14 protein-coding genes are annotated in these 13,299 nt (G+C 64.4%); 4 read left to right on the top strand and 10 right to left on the bottom strand.

The window, feature by feature from the left end; all coding sequences use genetic code 11:
* Nucleotides 1-38: 38 nt before the first annotated feature.
* The 5 genes from boxC to I3253_RS06900 form a co-directional block, all read right to left on the bottom strand.
* Nucleotides 39-1,700: a 2,3-epoxybenzoyl-CoA dihydrolase gene (boxC, locus tag I3253_RS06920; protein WP_197916906.1), complete on the bottom strand. Its 1,662-nt coding sequence runs from the start codon at nt 1,698-1,700 to the stop codon at nt 39-41.
* A gap of 164 nt (nt 1,701-1,864) precedes the next feature.
* Nucleotides 1,865-2,296 carry a DUF309 domain-containing protein gene (locus tag I3253_RS06915; protein ID WP_197916905.1) on the bottom strand — a complete coding sequence of 144 codons (432 nt, stop codon included), beginning with the start codon at nt 2,294-2,296 and terminating at the stop codon, nt 1,865-1,867.
* Nucleotides 2,293-3,114 (bottom strand): alpha/beta fold hydrolase, encoded by an 822-nt coding sequence (locus I3253_RS06910; RefSeq protein WP_197916904.1) that lies wholly within the window; start codon nt 3,112-3,114, stop codon nt 2,293-2,295. The genes I3253_RS06915 and I3253_RS06910 overlap by 4 nt, the downstream gene beginning before the upstream one ends.
* Nucleotides 3,114-4,652, bottom strand: coding sequence for a benzoate-CoA ligase family protein (locus I3253_RS06905; RefSeq protein ID WP_197916903.1), 1,539 nt, complete (start codon nt 4,650-4,652; stop codon nt 3,114-3,116). Before I3253_RS06905 ends, I3253_RS06910 begins: the two co-directional genes overlap by 1 nt.
* 252 nt (nt 4,653-4,904) lie before the next feature.
* Nucleotides 4,905-5,948 (bottom strand): TRAP transporter substrate-binding protein, encoded by a 1,044-nt coding sequence (locus I3253_RS06900; RefSeq protein WP_197916902.1) that lies wholly within the window; start codon nt 5,946-5,948, stop codon nt 4,905-4,907.
* A gap of 412 nt (nt 5,949-6,360) precedes the next feature.
* Here I3253_RS06900 and I3253_RS06895 point away from each other — a divergent pair, with 412 nt between their 5' ends.
* The 3 genes from I3253_RS06895 to I3253_RS06885 are packed head-to-tail and all read left to right on the top strand — an operon-like array spanning nt 6,361 to nt 8,581.
* Nucleotides 6,361-7,065, top strand: coding sequence for an ABC transporter permease (locus I3253_RS06895; RefSeq protein WP_197916901.1), 705 nt, complete (start codon nt 6,361-6,363; stop codon nt 7,063-7,065).
* The gene (locus I3253_RS06890) at nt 7,059-7,778 is read left to right on the top strand and encodes an ATP-binding cassette domain-containing protein (protein WP_197916900.1); all 720 of its coding nucleotides are present in this window, start codon (nt 7,059-7,061) and stop codon (nt 7,776-7,778) included. The genes I3253_RS06895 and I3253_RS06890 overlap by 7 nt, the downstream gene beginning before the upstream one ends.
* Complete coding sequence (locus I3253_RS06885; protein ID WP_197916965.1) at nt 7,778-8,581, top strand: substrate-binding domain-containing protein; 804 nt, start codon at nt 7,778-7,780, stop codon at nt 8,579-8,581. The genes I3253_RS06890 and I3253_RS06885 overlap by 1 nt, the downstream gene beginning before the upstream one ends.
* Here the strand turns inward: I3253_RS06885 and I3253_RS06880 are convergent.
* Entirely contained in the window at nt 8,565-9,512 is a 948-nt protein-coding gene (locus I3253_RS06880) for a LysR substrate-binding domain-containing protein (protein WP_197916899.1), read from the bottom strand. The genes I3253_RS06885 and I3253_RS06880 overlap by 17 nt on opposite strands.
* A gap of 98 nt (nt 9,513-9,610) precedes the next feature.
* Here I3253_RS06880 and I3253_RS06875 point away from each other — a divergent pair, with 98 nt between their 5' ends.
* Entirely contained in the window at nt 9,611-10,579 is a 969-nt protein-coding gene (locus I3253_RS06875; protein WP_197916898.1) for a sodium-dependent bicarbonate transport family permease, read from the top strand.
* A 168-nt stretch (nt 10,580-10,747) separates the two neighbouring features.
* Here I3253_RS06875 and I3253_RS06870 read toward each other — a convergent pair whose 3' ends face one another.
* Genes I3253_RS06870 through I3253_RS06855 form a run of 4 tightly spaced genes read right to left on the bottom strand, consistent with a single transcriptional unit; the run spans nt 10,748 to nt 13,217 of the window.
* A complete protein-coding gene (locus I3253_RS06870) occupies nt 10,748-11,227 on the bottom strand; it encodes a DUF6505 family protein (protein WP_197916964.1) in 480 nt (159 codons plus the stop codon).
* Between the two features lie 2 nt (nt 11,228-11,229).
* Nucleotides 11,230-11,955: a biotin/lipoate--protein ligase family protein gene (locus I3253_RS06865; RefSeq protein ID WP_197916897.1), complete on the bottom strand. Its 726-nt coding sequence runs from the start codon at nt 11,953-11,955 to the stop codon at nt 11,230-11,232.
* Nucleotides 11,952-13,016 carry an Mrp/NBP35 family ATP-binding protein gene (locus I3253_RS06860; RefSeq protein WP_197916896.1) on the bottom strand — a complete coding sequence of 355 codons (1,065 nt, stop codon included), beginning with the start codon at nt 13,014-13,016 and terminating at the stop codon, nt 11,952-11,954. Before I3253_RS06860 ends, I3253_RS06865 begins: the two co-directional genes overlap by 4 nt.
* Nucleotides 13,017-13,217, bottom strand: a complete 201-nt coding sequence (locus I3253_RS06855; RefSeq protein ID WP_197916895.1) for a DUF6494 family protein — start codon at nt 13,215-13,217, stop codon at nt 13,017-13,019. It lies immediately after the preceding gene.
* Nucleotides 13,218-13,299 lie beyond the last annotated feature (82 nt).

Genomic DNA, 13,299 nt, shown 5'->3' with positions numbered 1-13,299 from the left:
TGTCGCAGGGTGCGCAGATCCTGCGCACCGCTCCTTCGTCACACACGTTCCATGTCGTACTTGCCGCGCACGCCGGTGCCATAGCGCTGCAACGCGCCCTCGGCCCCCACCGCGTTCGGGCGGTTGAAGATCCAGTTCTGCCAGGCCGTCAGGCGGCCGAATATCCGGGTTTCCATGGTTTCCGGTCCGGCAAAGCGCAGGTTCGCTTCCAGCCCGGTCATCGCATCCGGGCTGAAGCTGGCGCGCTCCTCGGTCACGATGCGGATCTCGTCTTCCCAGTCGATATCGTCCAGAATCTCCGTCACCAGGCCCAAGGCATCGGCCTCGTCCGCCTCCAGCGCCGCGCCAATGGCGGCTTTGGCCTTGTCCACGCTCTCTGGCTCGCCCAGAAACCGGGTTTCCAGCCGCGTCAGCCCGTTGCCCATCGGCATCGGCCCGAAATTCGCTTCGCTCAGCGTTACCGCCGCCATCGGGCGATTGTCGCCCTCGAACGCGTCCTCCATCATGTAGGATCGGTCCACCGCGAACAGCAGTTCCGCCAGCACGCCGGCAAAGCAGGATCCGTGCTCGACCAGCGCCATCATCGAGCGCGACGTGACATCGACCCGCTTGAGCAGCCGTTTCCAGTATTGCAACACCTCGTTGGCCAGCCAGTGATCGGCATTGTCCAGCAACAGCTTTTCATGCGCCAGCAGTTTTGCGGGGTCGCCCTGGCTGCGGAAGATCAAAAAGCCAAGCTCCATCTCGTTCAGCCGCAGATGCAGGATCGCGTCGTCCAGTTCGCGCGCCAGCCGCAGCATATAGGCCCCGGCCCCTTGCGCCGTGAACGCGTCCATATCCGACGGCGCATCGTCTTCCGGGCCATGCAGCGTGATTGTCGCGGTGCGCCCGTTCCTGTCCACGGCCACCTCGACCAGCGAATAGGCCACGCTGCCATCCTCGCCGAATTCGCGGGCCAGCGGGGTCAGAGCGATGCCCTTTTCCACGTCCGGCTTGGGCGACGCCGCGGCAAATTCCCTGGCGCGCTCCTCGACAGCCTCGTCGAATTTCGCGTTGGAAATCACCTCGTCCACCAAGCGCCACTCCCTGGCCCGCTTGCCGCGCACGCCTTCCTCGATGGTGCAGAAAATATCCGCCCGGTCCCGCCGCACCTTGCGCTTGTCGGTCACGCGGGTCAGCCCGCCGGTGCCCGGCAGCACCGCCAACAGCGGCACCTCGGGCAGCGCCACCGACGAGGCGCTGTCATCGGTCAGCATGATGTGGTTGCAGGCCAGCGCCAGCTCATAGCCCCCCCCGGCACAGGCGCCCTTGACGGCGGCCATGTATTTCTGGCCCGAATCTTCCTCGGCGGCCTCGAACGCATTGCGGGTCTCGTTGGTGAACTTGCAGAAATTCACCTTGTGGCCATGCGCCGCGCCGCCCAGCATGCGGATGTTGGCACCGGCACAAAACACCTTGTCCCTGGCGGATTTCATCACCACCACCTTCACTTCGGGATGTTCGAACCGCATCCGCTGCACCACATCGGCCAGTTCGATATCCACGCCCAGATCATAGGAATTCAGCTTGAGCTGATAGCCGTCAAACAGCCCGCCATCCTCGTCCACATCCATGTAAAGGCTGGCAACCGGGCCGTCATAGTCCACCTTCCAGTGGCGGTAATGCGAAGGGTCGGTCTGAAAATCAATCCGCTTGGTCATGGCGCTTCCTCGAGTCAAAAGACAAGGTGCACGATAATGCCAATCGCAGGACGGGTAAACCCCGTTGGTGCACAATAATGCGATAAATCGCAAGATTAGTGGGGCAAAGCTGGCGAAATCTTAGCAGGGCGGCGCGAAAATATGCATTAAATTGCAAACATGAGTTACCTGGGCACCATTTCCGTGCCCAGCACCGCCTGCCAAAGCTCGGCGATCCCGGCGTGGTCCAGCCCGGGAATCACCGCGCCCGCCGCCAGCCCCCCGCGCAGCAAATCCCGCGCCATGATCTCCAGCCGCGCCACCGCCCCGGCCCGGCCCATGCGCCGTTTCAGCCCGGCATTGGCCAGCTGGATCAGCCCCTGCACCAGCGCCCGCTCGGGCGCGTCTTCGGGCAGGTCCATCCAGACCGGTTCCAGCAACTCATGCGCTTCCCAGAAATACCCCTCGCGCAGACAGGCCAGGGCCAGTTGCCAGCGTTCCGAACCGGCAAGATCCGCGCGATCAAAGGCAAACCTGTCAAACGTGCCCTCGGCATGGCGTGGGGTCTTGCCGGGGAGATAGGCGTAGGCGGGGCGCCACCGGGGCGCCGCCGTCATCCGGTTTCGACCTCGGCCGCCTCGATCCGCACCAGGCGCGCGGCAAAATCCGTCACCGCCTCAAGCACCGCCTCGGGGTGTTCCAGATGCGGGGCGTGCTGGCAGTCCTCCAGGATCAGCGTATCCACCGGCGCGTAAGAGCGTTCCTCGAACTCCGCCACCTGCGCCAGCGTGCCATACTGGTCCTGCCGGCCCTGAATCACCAGCGACGGCACACGCAGATAATCGATCACCTCGGCCACGTTCCACTTGCGGAAATGCGGGTGCAGCCAGGCGCCGTTCCAGCCCCAGAACGCATTGTCGGGATGGGCGTGAAACTGTGCCATCTTGCCCGGCAGATCGGATGTCAGATACAGCCGCTTGGCCTCGACGATCGCGGCCAGCCCTTCGGGCTCGGCAAATACATGCGGCGCCATCAGGATCAGCCCGCGCACCCGGTGATCCGCCACGCGCCCGGCATATTCGGCGGCGATTGTCGCGCCGTCGGAATGGCCCAGCAGGATCACCCGCGCCGCGCCCAGATCGTCAAGCAGTTCGGGCAGCACATCCACGGCCTCGCGCGTCATGTAGTCAAGCGGGCGCGGCAGCTTGGCGCGTTCGGATTGCCCATAGCCCGCGCGCGAATACGCGAATACCGGCAGGCCCGTGGCCTCGGCCACCCGGGCCGGAAAATCGCGCCACAAGGCGACGCATCCCAGCCCCTCGTGCAGCATCACGATCACCGGGCCGTCCCCCGGTGCCGGCCCCCAACAGGCCCATTCCAGCGATTTGCCGCCCGCCGTCAGCCGCCCCGATCCCGCGTTCCAGTCCAATGCCATCACGCAATCTCCCGCAGCCTGAACCGCTGGATCTTGCCGGTCGCGGTCTTGGGCAGATCCCCGACCACCGAAATCCAGCGCGGATATTTCCACATGCCGATCCTGTCCTTCACGAAATCCTTCAAAACCTGCTCCTCGGGCGCGTCGGCGCCGTCCTTGATCACGATAAACGCGGCCGGCTTGATCAGGTTGTCATCATCCGTGCGGGCCACCACGGCCGCTTCCAGCACCGCCGGATGCTCGATCAGCGCCTGTTCCACTTCGAACGGGCTGACCCAGATACCGGAGACTTTGAACATGTCGTCCGTGCGCCCGCAATAGACATATCGTCCCGCCGCGTCGCGTTCGTATTTATCGCCTGTGCGGGTCCAGTGTCCTTCGAACGTGGATTGCGATTTGTGCCGCCGGTTCCAGTACCCTTCGGCGCTGGACGGGCCGCGCACCAGCAATTCGCCCACGTCGCCCTCGGCCACGTCCTCGTCATGCTCGTCCACCAGCCGCACTTCGTATCCGGGCACCGGCTTGCCGGAGGTGCCATAAACGATATCACCCGGCGCGTTGCTCAGGAAAATGTGAAGCATCTCGGTCGAGCCAACCCCATCGACAATCCCACAGCCCCACAGCGTTTCCCACCGCTCGCCGATCTCGCGCGGCAGCGCCTCGCCCGCGCTGGTGCACAGCCGCACCATGTGGTCGGGTGCCCCGCCCCGGGATTCCTGCTCGGCGACCAGCGCGGCGAACAGCGTCGGCACGCCGCAAAAGATCGTGGGCTTTTCTTCGGCCATGATCTCCAGCACCCCGCCGGGCGTGGGCCGCCCGCCCAGCAACACCGTGGTGGCGCCCACCGACATCGGAAAGGACATCGCATTGCCCAGCCCGTAGGCAAAGAACATCTTGGCCACCGAAAACACCGTGTCGTCCTCGCGGATGTCCAGAACCTGCGCGCCAAACGTGTCGGCGGTGGCCTTCAGGCTGGAATGCACGTGCCGCACACCCTTGGGCGTGCCGGTCGATCCCGAACTGTACAGCCAGAACGCCAGCTCGTCCTCATGCGCGTCCACGGTCTCCATCGGCTGGGCGCCGGCGGTAAAGGCGGTATAGCTCTCGGTGCCCTCGGGCGCCTCGCCGATCACCAGGATCGCGCGCAGGTGACGATTGTCCTGCACCGCCGGTTTGACTGTTTCCCAAAGCTGCTGCGACACCACAAGGATCGTGGCGCGGCTGTCGCTCAGGATGGCGTCATAGACCGGGGCCGCCAGCAATGTGTTCAGCGGCACCGGAATCGCCCCCGCCTTCATCGCGCCCCAGAAGATCACCGGGAATTCGATCTGGTCCCGCACGATCATCGCGATGCGTTCCTCGCGCCGCACCCCATGGGCATACAGCGCCCCGGCAAACCGCGCGGCCTCATCCGCCAACCGCCCGTATGTCAGGCTGCGCCGGGCACCGTCGGCTTCGCGAAAGGCCACCTTGTCGGCGCGCCCCTCGGCAATATGGCGGTCCACGAAATACAGTGCGGCGTTTGCGTTGTCTGGCATGGCTGGTCCTCCCTCGCGCTGCGAATCGGCACATCCCTCCCCGGACGGGCCAACGCGCCTATGCTTGATAATGCACATTTGTGCAGGTGTTTGTAGCAAAATTTGCCTCATATAGGCAAAATAATGCAACATTCAGGGCCGGAAGATGCGATTTCGAAAGTCTGTGGCCGCGCAGCGTCCCGGTGTCTTGCCCCAACAAAAAGGGGCCGCGACATCCGTCGCGGCCCCCGTCCATGTCCAATCCGGTCCGGATCACATGTTGTTCTTTTCGTATTCTTCCATCAGCGCCCTGGCCTCGTCGATCAGCGCCTGACCGTCCTTGCCACGCTTGGCCATGTCCGAAATCCAGCTGGCATAGATCGGCTGTACCAGGTCAACCCATTCCTGCGCGTCTTCCTTGGACACGGTGATGATGTTGTTGCCGCGCTTCACGGCCAGTTCCCGCGCCGGGCCATCGGCATCGGCCTGGGTGCCCCCGGCAAAGACCGAGAATTCCAGCCCCGAGTTTTGATCGATCACCGCCTTCAGGTCGTCGGGCAGGGCATCATAGCGCGGTTTGTTCATCGCCAGAACGAAGGTCAGGTTATACAGCGCCGGGCCTTCGAATTCGGTGTGGTTGCTTACCAGTTCCGGCACTTTCAGCGCGGCGGTCACTTCCCACGGGATGGTGGTGCCGTCGATCACGCCCTTGGACAGGCCTTCTGGCACCGCCGGCACAGGCATCCCGACCGGAGTTGCGCCCACCAGCGTCAGCAATTCGTTCACCAGGCGCGAACCGCCCCGGATCTTCATGCCTTGCAGGTCGGCGGGTTTCTCGACCGGCTTGTTGGTGTGGAACATGCCCGGCCCGTGCACCCAGGTGCCCAGGATCTTCACATTCCTGAACTCGTCGTCCTTCATGTATTTGTCGAACATCGTCCAATAGGCATAAGACGCCGCGCGGGCATCCTCGACCATGAAGGGCAGTTCGAACACTTCGGTCGACGGGTAGCGGCCCGGCGTATAGCCGACCACGGTCCACACGATGTCGGCCACGCCGTCAATCGCCTGATCCATCAATTCGGGCGGCTTGCCGCCCAGCTGCATCGACGGGTAGCGTTCAACCTTGATCCGGCCGCCCGAATCCTCTTCGACCGCGTCGGCCCAGACATCCAGCACCAGCTTGGGCACATTGGCCTGTGGCGGCAGGAACTGGTGCATCCGCAGCGTGACTTCCTGAGCCATGGCTGCGCCTGCGGTGATTGCCGCGGCGGCGACCCCACCGATGAGACTAAGAACTGTTCTGCGAGTGGTCATGATTTCCTCCCAAATGACCATTGGCAATATAATGCCAATTTATTGCATGATGTGCATAATAATGCCAAGCACTATTTTTGTGTCAGTACCGGTTATTCCTGCGCCGACATGGGTTCCGCCATCAAAGCCGGGAACCCCTTTGCACGCAAGCCAGCCGACGCCTTTCCAATCTTGTAACCCCAAATTCAATGCAGCCCCGTGCGGGACTTTTTGGCGCGCCACCCCGGGCGGCACGGACATTTTGGGTCTGAAACATGCGTATCCCGCCCCTGTTCGCGCAATTTCCTTTCCCCCCTTGTCAAACCGCGAAAATGTAACAATCAAGAAGAAAACAGCCGCGGCTGCCGGTTTTCGACCGGAACCGGACGAACCGGACCGCGCAACAACGGGACAGAACGGCCAGACTGAACCCATGAACGAAATACTCCAGGGGCTGCTTCAGGCAGGCCGGCTCATCGTCACACTGGACAGTGATCTCATCGAGATTTCGCTGCGGTCGCTGCGCGTCACCCTTTCGGCGGTGGTGATCGCCAGCGCCATCGGCCTGCCTTTGGGGTGCTGGCTGGCGGTGCGCCGGTTCCGCTGGCGCCGGTTCGTCATCGCCACGCTGAACGCGCTGATGGGCCTGCCGCCGGTGGTGGTGGGGCTGATCGTCTATCTTTTCCTGTCGCGCTCCGGGCCATTCGGGGTGTTTGGCCTGCTGTTCACCCCCACCGCCATGATCATCGCACAGGTGATCATCCTCACCCCCCTGATCGCCTCGATCGCGCATCAGGCCATTCGCGAGCTTTGGGCCGAATATCACGATCTGCTGATCTCGCTGAACACCACCCGGTTCCAGCGCATCGCCACGCTGCTCTGGGACGGGCGGCGGGCGCTGCTGACGGCGGCGCTGGCCGGATTCGGGCGCGGCATCGGAGAGGTTGGCGCGATCATGATCGTGGGCGGCAATATCGACAACGCCACCCGCGTGCTGACCACCGCCATCGCGCTGGAAACCGGCAAGGGCAATTTCGCGCTGGCGCTGGCGCTGGGCTTTATCCTGATCGGGCTGGCCGTGCTGGTGAATCTCGGCGTGCACAGCCTGTCGCGCACAGAGGTCAGCGACCGATGGTAAATCCCTCTATCCTGCCGCTCACCGTCACCGATGCCACCGTGCGCCGCCGGGGCAAGGTGCTGGTCGGCCCGGTTTCGCTGTCGGTATCGCCTTCGGGGCTGACCATCGTCATGGGCCCCAACGGCGCGGGCAAATCCACGCTTCTGCGCCTGCTGCACGGCATGGAACGGGTGGCGCGCGGCACGCTCGCCTGGCAGGTGCCCGAGGCCCAGGCGCGCCGCCGCCAGGCCTTTGTCTTTCAGACCCCGATCATGATGCGCCGCTCTGCGCTGGACAATGTCGCCTATCCGCTGATCGTGCACGGCACCCCGCGCAAGGACGCCCGCGCCCGGGCCGCCACCTGGCTGGACCGGGTTGGCCTTGCGGACAGCGCGACCAAGCTTGCCACCGTCCTGTCCGGCGGCGAGCGCCAGAAACTCGCGCTGGCCCGCGCCCTGATCCGTGACCCGGAAATCCTGTTCCTGGACGAACCCTGTGCCAATCTCGACGGTCGCGCCACCCGCGAATTCGAAGAGATCCTGACCGCCGCCCATGCCGGTGGCACCCGCGTTGTCATGGCCACGCATGACATCGGCCAGGCCCGTCGCCTGGCGGGCGACGTGTGGTTCGTCTATCGCGGCGCCCTGCACGAAACCGCCCCCGCCGATCAATTCTTTGCCGCCCCGCGAACCCGCGAGGCCGCCGCGTTCATCAACGGAGATATTGTCGAATGATGCTACGAACCCTGCTTGTCGCCCTCTTGTCACTGGCCGCCACCGGCGCCCTTGCCGATCAGATGAAACTGGCCGTGACCACGTCGTTCCACAATTCGGGGCTGGCCGAGGTGCTGCTGCCGGAGATCCGCAAGGATCTTGGGCTTGAGGTGCAGTTGCTTGTCGTGGGCACCGGCCAGGCCATCCGCCTGGGTGCGTCGGGTGACGTGGATGCCATCCTCGTGCATTCCAGAAAGGCCGAAGAGGATTTCATCGCCGCCGGCAACGGCACCCATCGGACCGAGATCATGTATAACGATTTTGTCCTGATCGGCCCCGCCGCCGACCCGGCCGGGATCGCATCCGCCAGCTCTGCCGCCGACGCGCTGGGCCGGATTGCCGCCGCGCAGGCACCCTTCGTCAGCCGGGGCGATGACAGCGGCACCCACAAGAAAGAGAAATCCCTGTGGGATGCGGCAGGCGTAGGCGCGGATGCGCGCGACGTGGCCTGGTACAAAGAGGTCGGCGCGGGCATGGGCGCGGCGCTCAACACCGCCTCGGGCCTGAACACCTATATCCTGTCGGACCGCGCCAGCTGGCTGAATTTCGGCAACAAGGGCGATCTGGCGCTGCTGTACGCGGGCGATCCGGTGTTGTTCAACCAATATGCCTACCTGCCGGTGAACCCGGCCAAACATCCCCATGTGAAATCCGATCTCGCCGCCAGGCTGGAAACCTGGCTGACCAGCGACCGCGCCAAGGCGCTGATTGACGGCTACAAACTGAACGGCGAAACGCTCTTTACCTTCAACGCCGCGCCGTGATCCCGCCGGTGTCGGGCGCGGGCACGGCCCCAAGCCCATACTTCCGCGCCACCCGGCGCAGGGCGGTAGTCAACAGGTCGTGCCCGGAATCGGCGCTGTCCTCGCGCCGCACCAGCAGTGCCAGATCGCGATTGGCATTGGCTACGTCAAGCCGCCGCACCACAACCTCGTCGCGATGCACCGCCTGCCGCCTTGCGAACAGTTCCGGCAGAATCGCCACGCCGGTGCCCGACGCCGCCATCAGCAGAATCGAATCCAGCGTCGTGCCCTCATAGTCGTCCGACACCACGCCGCCGCATTCCGCCGCCAGCGCATAGGCGATCCGCGAAAGCCGGTGACTCTGGTCCAGCGTCAGAAAAAGCCGCCCTTCCAGATCGGCGGCCAGCGCGTCGCGGGCCAGCGTGGCCAGCGGATCATCCGTGGCCACCGCGATCCAAAGCCGCTCGTTGAACAGGCGGCGCTGATGCGTGTTCGGGTGATCCTCGGGGGTCGAGATGATCACGTCGAACCGCCCCGATTTCAGCCCCAGTTCCAGGTCGCGGGTGTTTTCTTCGCGCACCACCACCCGCAGACCCGGCACCTGCGCGTGAATGTCCTTGACGGCAGGCGGCAACAGGTAAGGCCCGATCGACGGTAGCACACCCAGCCGCAGCCGCCCGGCAAAGGGCAGGTCGCTCGACATGGCGCTGCGCAGATTCTCGAACTCGCGCAGAATGCGCCGCGCGCGGCGCACGAATTCCTCACCCCGCGCCGTGGTCTGCACTCCTCCGCGATCCCGCTTGAAAATCCGCAAACCCATCTCGGCCTCTACCGTCGCGATCTGCGCTGACAGGCTGGGTTGGCTGACATTCAGCATTTCGGCCGCCAGCCCGAACCGGCCCAGCCGATGCACGGTCACGACATATTCAAGCTGGCGCAGGGTGGGGCGCATTTACATAGCCTATACCTATTTAATACTTAGTAACATAGTATTTCCAAAAATCTGGAACTCAAGGCATTGCCCCCGGAACATTAAGAAACGGGTGGTCCATGCCGCATATTCTCGACACGCTGGCCAGCAGCCTGCTGGTACCCACGATCCTGTTTTTCGCTCTGGGGCTGCTTGCCGCCTTTGTCCGCTCGGACCTTTCGATCCCCGAGGGCGCGGCCAGGTTCATGTCGCTCTACCTGCTTCTGGCCATTGGCTTCAAAGGCGGCGCCAGCCTGGCGGCCCACGGCATCACCCCCGATCTCTTCGTCGCCATCGCGGCCGGGGTGGCGCTGTCCTTTGCCATCCCGTTTGTGGCCTTTGCCCTGCTGCGCGCCATGACCCGGCTCGATGCGCTCAATGCCGCGGCCGTCGCCGGGCATTATGGCTCGATCTCGATCGTCACCTTCGTCACCGCCACCAGCCTTCTGGATCTCGTCGGGCTGGCCCATGATGGCTACATGGTGGCCGTTGCCGCCGCGATGGAGGTGCCCGCCATTCTGTCCGCGCTGTGGCTGGCGCATCGGGTCAAGGGCGGCGCGGCGCCCGGTTCCGACAGCCGTTTGTGGCGCGACCTGCTGGCCAATGGCTCGATCGTCCTGCTGACCGGGGCCTTTGCCATCGGCGCGGTGACAGGGGGCGAGGGGATGGAAATGATTGCTCCCTTCATCGTCACGCCCTTCACCGGTATTCTTTGCCTGTTCCTGCTGGACATGGGTCTGTCCGCGGGGCGCAGCCTGCTCGGGAACCGGCACATGCTGTCGGCGGGTTTGTTCGCCTTCGGGCTGGTCATGCCCTTGGTTGGCGCCACGCTGGGCTGGATCACCGGAAGCGTCATCGGTCTTGGGCCGGGCAGCCTTTTCCTGTTGATGGGTTTGTCGGCCTCGGCTTCGTATATCGCCGTTCCTGCCGCGATGAAGATCGCCCTGCCACAGGCCGAAAGCGGGGTCTACCTTACCCTGTCGCTGGGGGTGTCCTTCCCCTTCAACATCACCATTGGCCTGCCGCTTTATCTTTGGGCCGCGGGATAGCGCCGCGCCGCGCCGTTGCCTTTCCCTCGCGTCATGGCGCCCGCTGCGTTCATCATCGCGATTTGGGCCGTTTCGCGGCTGCGATACCGACGCAATACCGACGTGATACCGCTGTGCTGCCAAGGCGGGGCGCCGTGTAAAACAAGGCCGTTAACCTGAGTCGCCCGATCAGCTGTCCGGCGTGGCGTGAATCGCGAACTGTTCCAGCTCGGCCTCGGCGGGTTTGATCGCGTGATATTGCTCGCGTACTCCTGCTTCGGTCAGTTCGCGCGCGACGGTCAGCAAAGTGTTCGGATCGTGTTCCGCGCACAGTTCCGCCATGTGCCGCAGTTCCTCGCGCGCGACGGGCAGCGCCGCCTCGGCATCGGGCGCGCCATAGACATCCACAAAATGTTGTGCCAGCGCCTGTTCCAGCCGCTCCATCTCGGGTGGCTCGATCTGTGTGACCGCCACAAACGTAACCCGGCCAAAGGTCTCGATCCCCAGCCAGCCATTGGCAAAGGCCTGCCGCGCCTTGCCGGTCAGATCGGCCTCGCCCCAGTTCGAGAATTCGAATCCGCCGCTGATCGCCCATTCCCCGGTGCGCGCCGGATTGAAATAGACCCTCTGGTCGCTCTCGTCGAAATGTATGGCGCGCGCCAGAAACATGGTCATTCCCCTTTGTCCAACAGCGTTGTGAGCGGCACCAGCCGGGTATCCTCTCCGGTTCGCAGCAACGCCCCGAAATGCTCGTCAGTACCCATGAAAATCCCTTTTTCCTCAAGGCCTTGGATGGTCCATGCGATCTCTTCGCCCAGCCCCCTGGCCAGCCCGCGCCAGCCGTCATTCAGCGGCTTCGTACCCTCGTCCATCAGCCGGTTGATCCAGATCAGCGTATGGCGCACCCAGGCCTCCAGCAAATCCTCCGGCGCCACCTCCACACAGCCTTCTTCGTAAAGACAGGTCTGGTCCGGCAATGCCCCCGGCGCCTCCGGGTCAAACGGGATCAACGGCAGTTCCAGCCCCACCACGATCCAGTCAGGCACCGCATCCGGATCGTCCCCTGATGCCGCCACCCGCAGCCGCCCGCATCCCGCCCCGTTCACGCGGATGCCGCCGGTCCAGTCCAGATGCACCGCCACTTCCGGCGGCGCCAGCGCCCCCAGCGCGTTCTGGAAACCTATTCCACAGGCTACAAGCACCGGCATCGCCGCGCGCAAGGGCACCTCGGGCGCGAACACGATCGCGGCGCGCATCTGGTCGGCGGCCAGGTTGTACACCACCAGCCCGGCGTCGCATCCCATCACCGCCTGCACCTGTGCCTTGGCAAAGGGATCGGCCCCGCCATCCAGCGCAAGTCCTTGAAAAAGAGGCGGAAACTGCGGTGCTTCGGTCATGCCGCCCCCTGCGCCACCAGCGTTCTGGCCAGATCGCGAAACGCCCTGGCCTGCGCTGATTCCGGGTCGGAGACCACGATGGGCGCCCCCCCATCGGCGGCCACACGGATGTTCATCGACAGCGGAATCTCCGCCAGCAGCGGCACCCCGAGTTTACGGGCCTCAGCGGCCACGCCACCATGGCCGAACAGGTGCTCTTCATGCCCGCAATTGGAACAGACATGCGTGCTCATGTTCTCGACCATGCCGATGATCGGCGTGCCCAGTTTCGCGAACATGTCGATCCCCTTGCGTGCATCCAGCAGCGCAATGTCCTGCGGGGTCGACACCACGATGGCCCCGCTCAGCTCGGCCTTCTGTGCCAGGGTCATCTGCACGTCGCCGGTGCCCGGCGGCAGGTCGACGATCAGCACGTCCAGCGCCCCCCACTGCACCTGGTTCAGCATCTGCTGCAAGGCCCCCATAAGCATCGGTCCGCGCCACACAACGGCCTCTTCCTCGCGCGTCATCAGGCCGATGGACATCATCGTAACCCCATGATTCCGCATCGGAAGTATGGTTTTCCCGTCCGGGCTGGACGGGCGTCCGCTGACCCCCAGCATACGTGGTTGCGACGGTCCGTAGACATCCGCATCCAGCAGGCCAACGCGTCGCCCCTCGGCGGCCAGCGCGGCGGCCAGGTTGGCGGCCAGCGTGGATTTTCCCACCCCGCCCTTGCCCGACGCCACCGCGACGATCCGGTCGATGCCGGGGATCTTCTGCGGTCCCTGCGGCTGGGCCGGGCGCGACGGTTTCAGATCGGGCGGCGCCTTGGGCGCGGCGTGGGCGGTCATCACCACCGACACCTTGTCCACGCCCTCCAAAGCGCCCAGCCGCGTCTCGGCCTCGGCCTTGACCGGTTGCAGCGCCGCTGCGTGGGCCGGATCGATCTCCATCACGAACCGCACCTCGCCCCCGTCCACGTTCAGCGCCCGCACCATGCCGCTGGCCACCAGATCGGCCCCCGAGGCCGGGTCTGTCAGCGTTTTCAGAACTTCAAGAACCTGCTCGCGTGTCGTCATTCAGCCGCGCCCCGCGATCTTGCCGGTCACGACATGTTCGATGTCCAGCCCGTCGATGGTCAGAACCACCCTTGCATCGAAAGTCCGCCCGTCTGTCGCCTCGGTCCCGGCGGCGCGCATCGCATCCTCGATGGCTTGCTGAGATGTCACGCCCACCTGTTTCAGGAACTTGCGCATCGTCATGTTGAAATCGTCACTCATCGTGTCATCCTCTTGCAAAACCTGTTGTTTTCAAAGCCGGAAATCTGCCCATTGACGCCGCGCAAAGCCCGCGCCTAGTCTT

Origin of the sequence: Thiosulfatihalobacter marinus, from assembly GCF_016019955.1 — a bacterium.
Taxonomy (GTDB): Bacteria; Pseudomonadota; Alphaproteobacteria; order Rhodobacterales; family Rhodobacteraceae; genus Shimia; species Shimia marinus_A.
Note: the sequence above shows the minus strand (reverse complement) of the source record. Positions and strands in the feature narration are given on the sequence as shown.

What these genes read in the sequence shown, in the direction of transcription:
- boxC (WP_197916906.1), bottom strand. Translation starts at nt 1,700, where the DNA reads ATGACCAAGCGGATTGATTTTCAGACCGACCCTTCGCATTACCGCCAC.
- I3253_RS06915 (WP_197916905.1), bottom strand. Translation starts at nt 2,296, where the DNA reads ATGACGGCGGCGCCCCGGTGGCGCCCCGCCTACGCCTATCTCCCCGGC.
- I3253_RS06910 (WP_197916904.1), bottom strand. Translation starts at nt 3,114, where the DNA reads ATGGCATTGGACTGGAACGCGGGATCGGGGCGGCTGACGGCGGGCGGC.
- I3253_RS06905 (WP_197916903.1), bottom strand. Translation starts at nt 4,652, where the DNA reads ATGCCAGACAACGCAAACGCCGCACTGTATTTCGTGGACCGCCATATT.
- I3253_RS06900 (WP_197916902.1), bottom strand. Translation starts at nt 5,948, where the DNA reads ATGACCACTCGCAGAACAGTTCTTAGTCTCATCGGTGGGGTCGCCGCC.
- I3253_RS06895 (WP_197916901.1), top strand. Translation starts at nt 6,361, where the DNA reads ATGAACGAAATACTCCAGGGGCTGCTTCAGGCAGGCCGGCTCATCGTC.
- I3253_RS06890 (WP_197916900.1), top strand. Translation starts at nt 7,059, where the DNA reads ATGGTAAATCCCTCTATCCTGCCGCTCACCGTCACCGATGCCACCGTG.
- I3253_RS06885 (WP_197916965.1), top strand. Translation starts at nt 7,778, where the DNA reads ATGCTACGAACCCTGCTTGTCGCCCTCTTGTCACTGGCCGCCACCGGC.
- I3253_RS06880 (WP_197916899.1), bottom strand. Translation starts at nt 9,512, where the DNA reads ATGCGCCCCACCCTGCGCCAGCTTGAATATGTCGTGACCGTGCATCGG.
- I3253_RS06875 (WP_197916898.1), top strand. Translation starts at nt 9,611, where the DNA reads ATGCCGCATATTCTCGACACGCTGGCCAGCAGCCTGCTGGTACCCACG.
- I3253_RS06870 (WP_197916964.1), bottom strand. Translation starts at nt 11,227, where the DNA reads ATGTTTCTGGCGCGCGCCATACATTTCGACGAGAGCGACCAGAGGGTC.
- I3253_RS06865 (WP_197916897.1), bottom strand. Translation starts at nt 11,955, where the DNA reads ATGACCGAAGCACCGCAGTTTCCGCCTCTTTTTCAAGGACTTGCGCTG.
- I3253_RS06860 (WP_197916896.1), bottom strand. Translation starts at nt 13,016, where the DNA reads ATGACGACACGCGAGCAGGTTCTTGAAGTTCTGAAAACGCTGACAGAC.
- I3253_RS06855 (WP_197916895.1), bottom strand. Translation starts at nt 13,217, where the DNA reads ATGAGTGACGATTTCAACATGACGATGCGCAAGTTCCTGAAACAGGTG.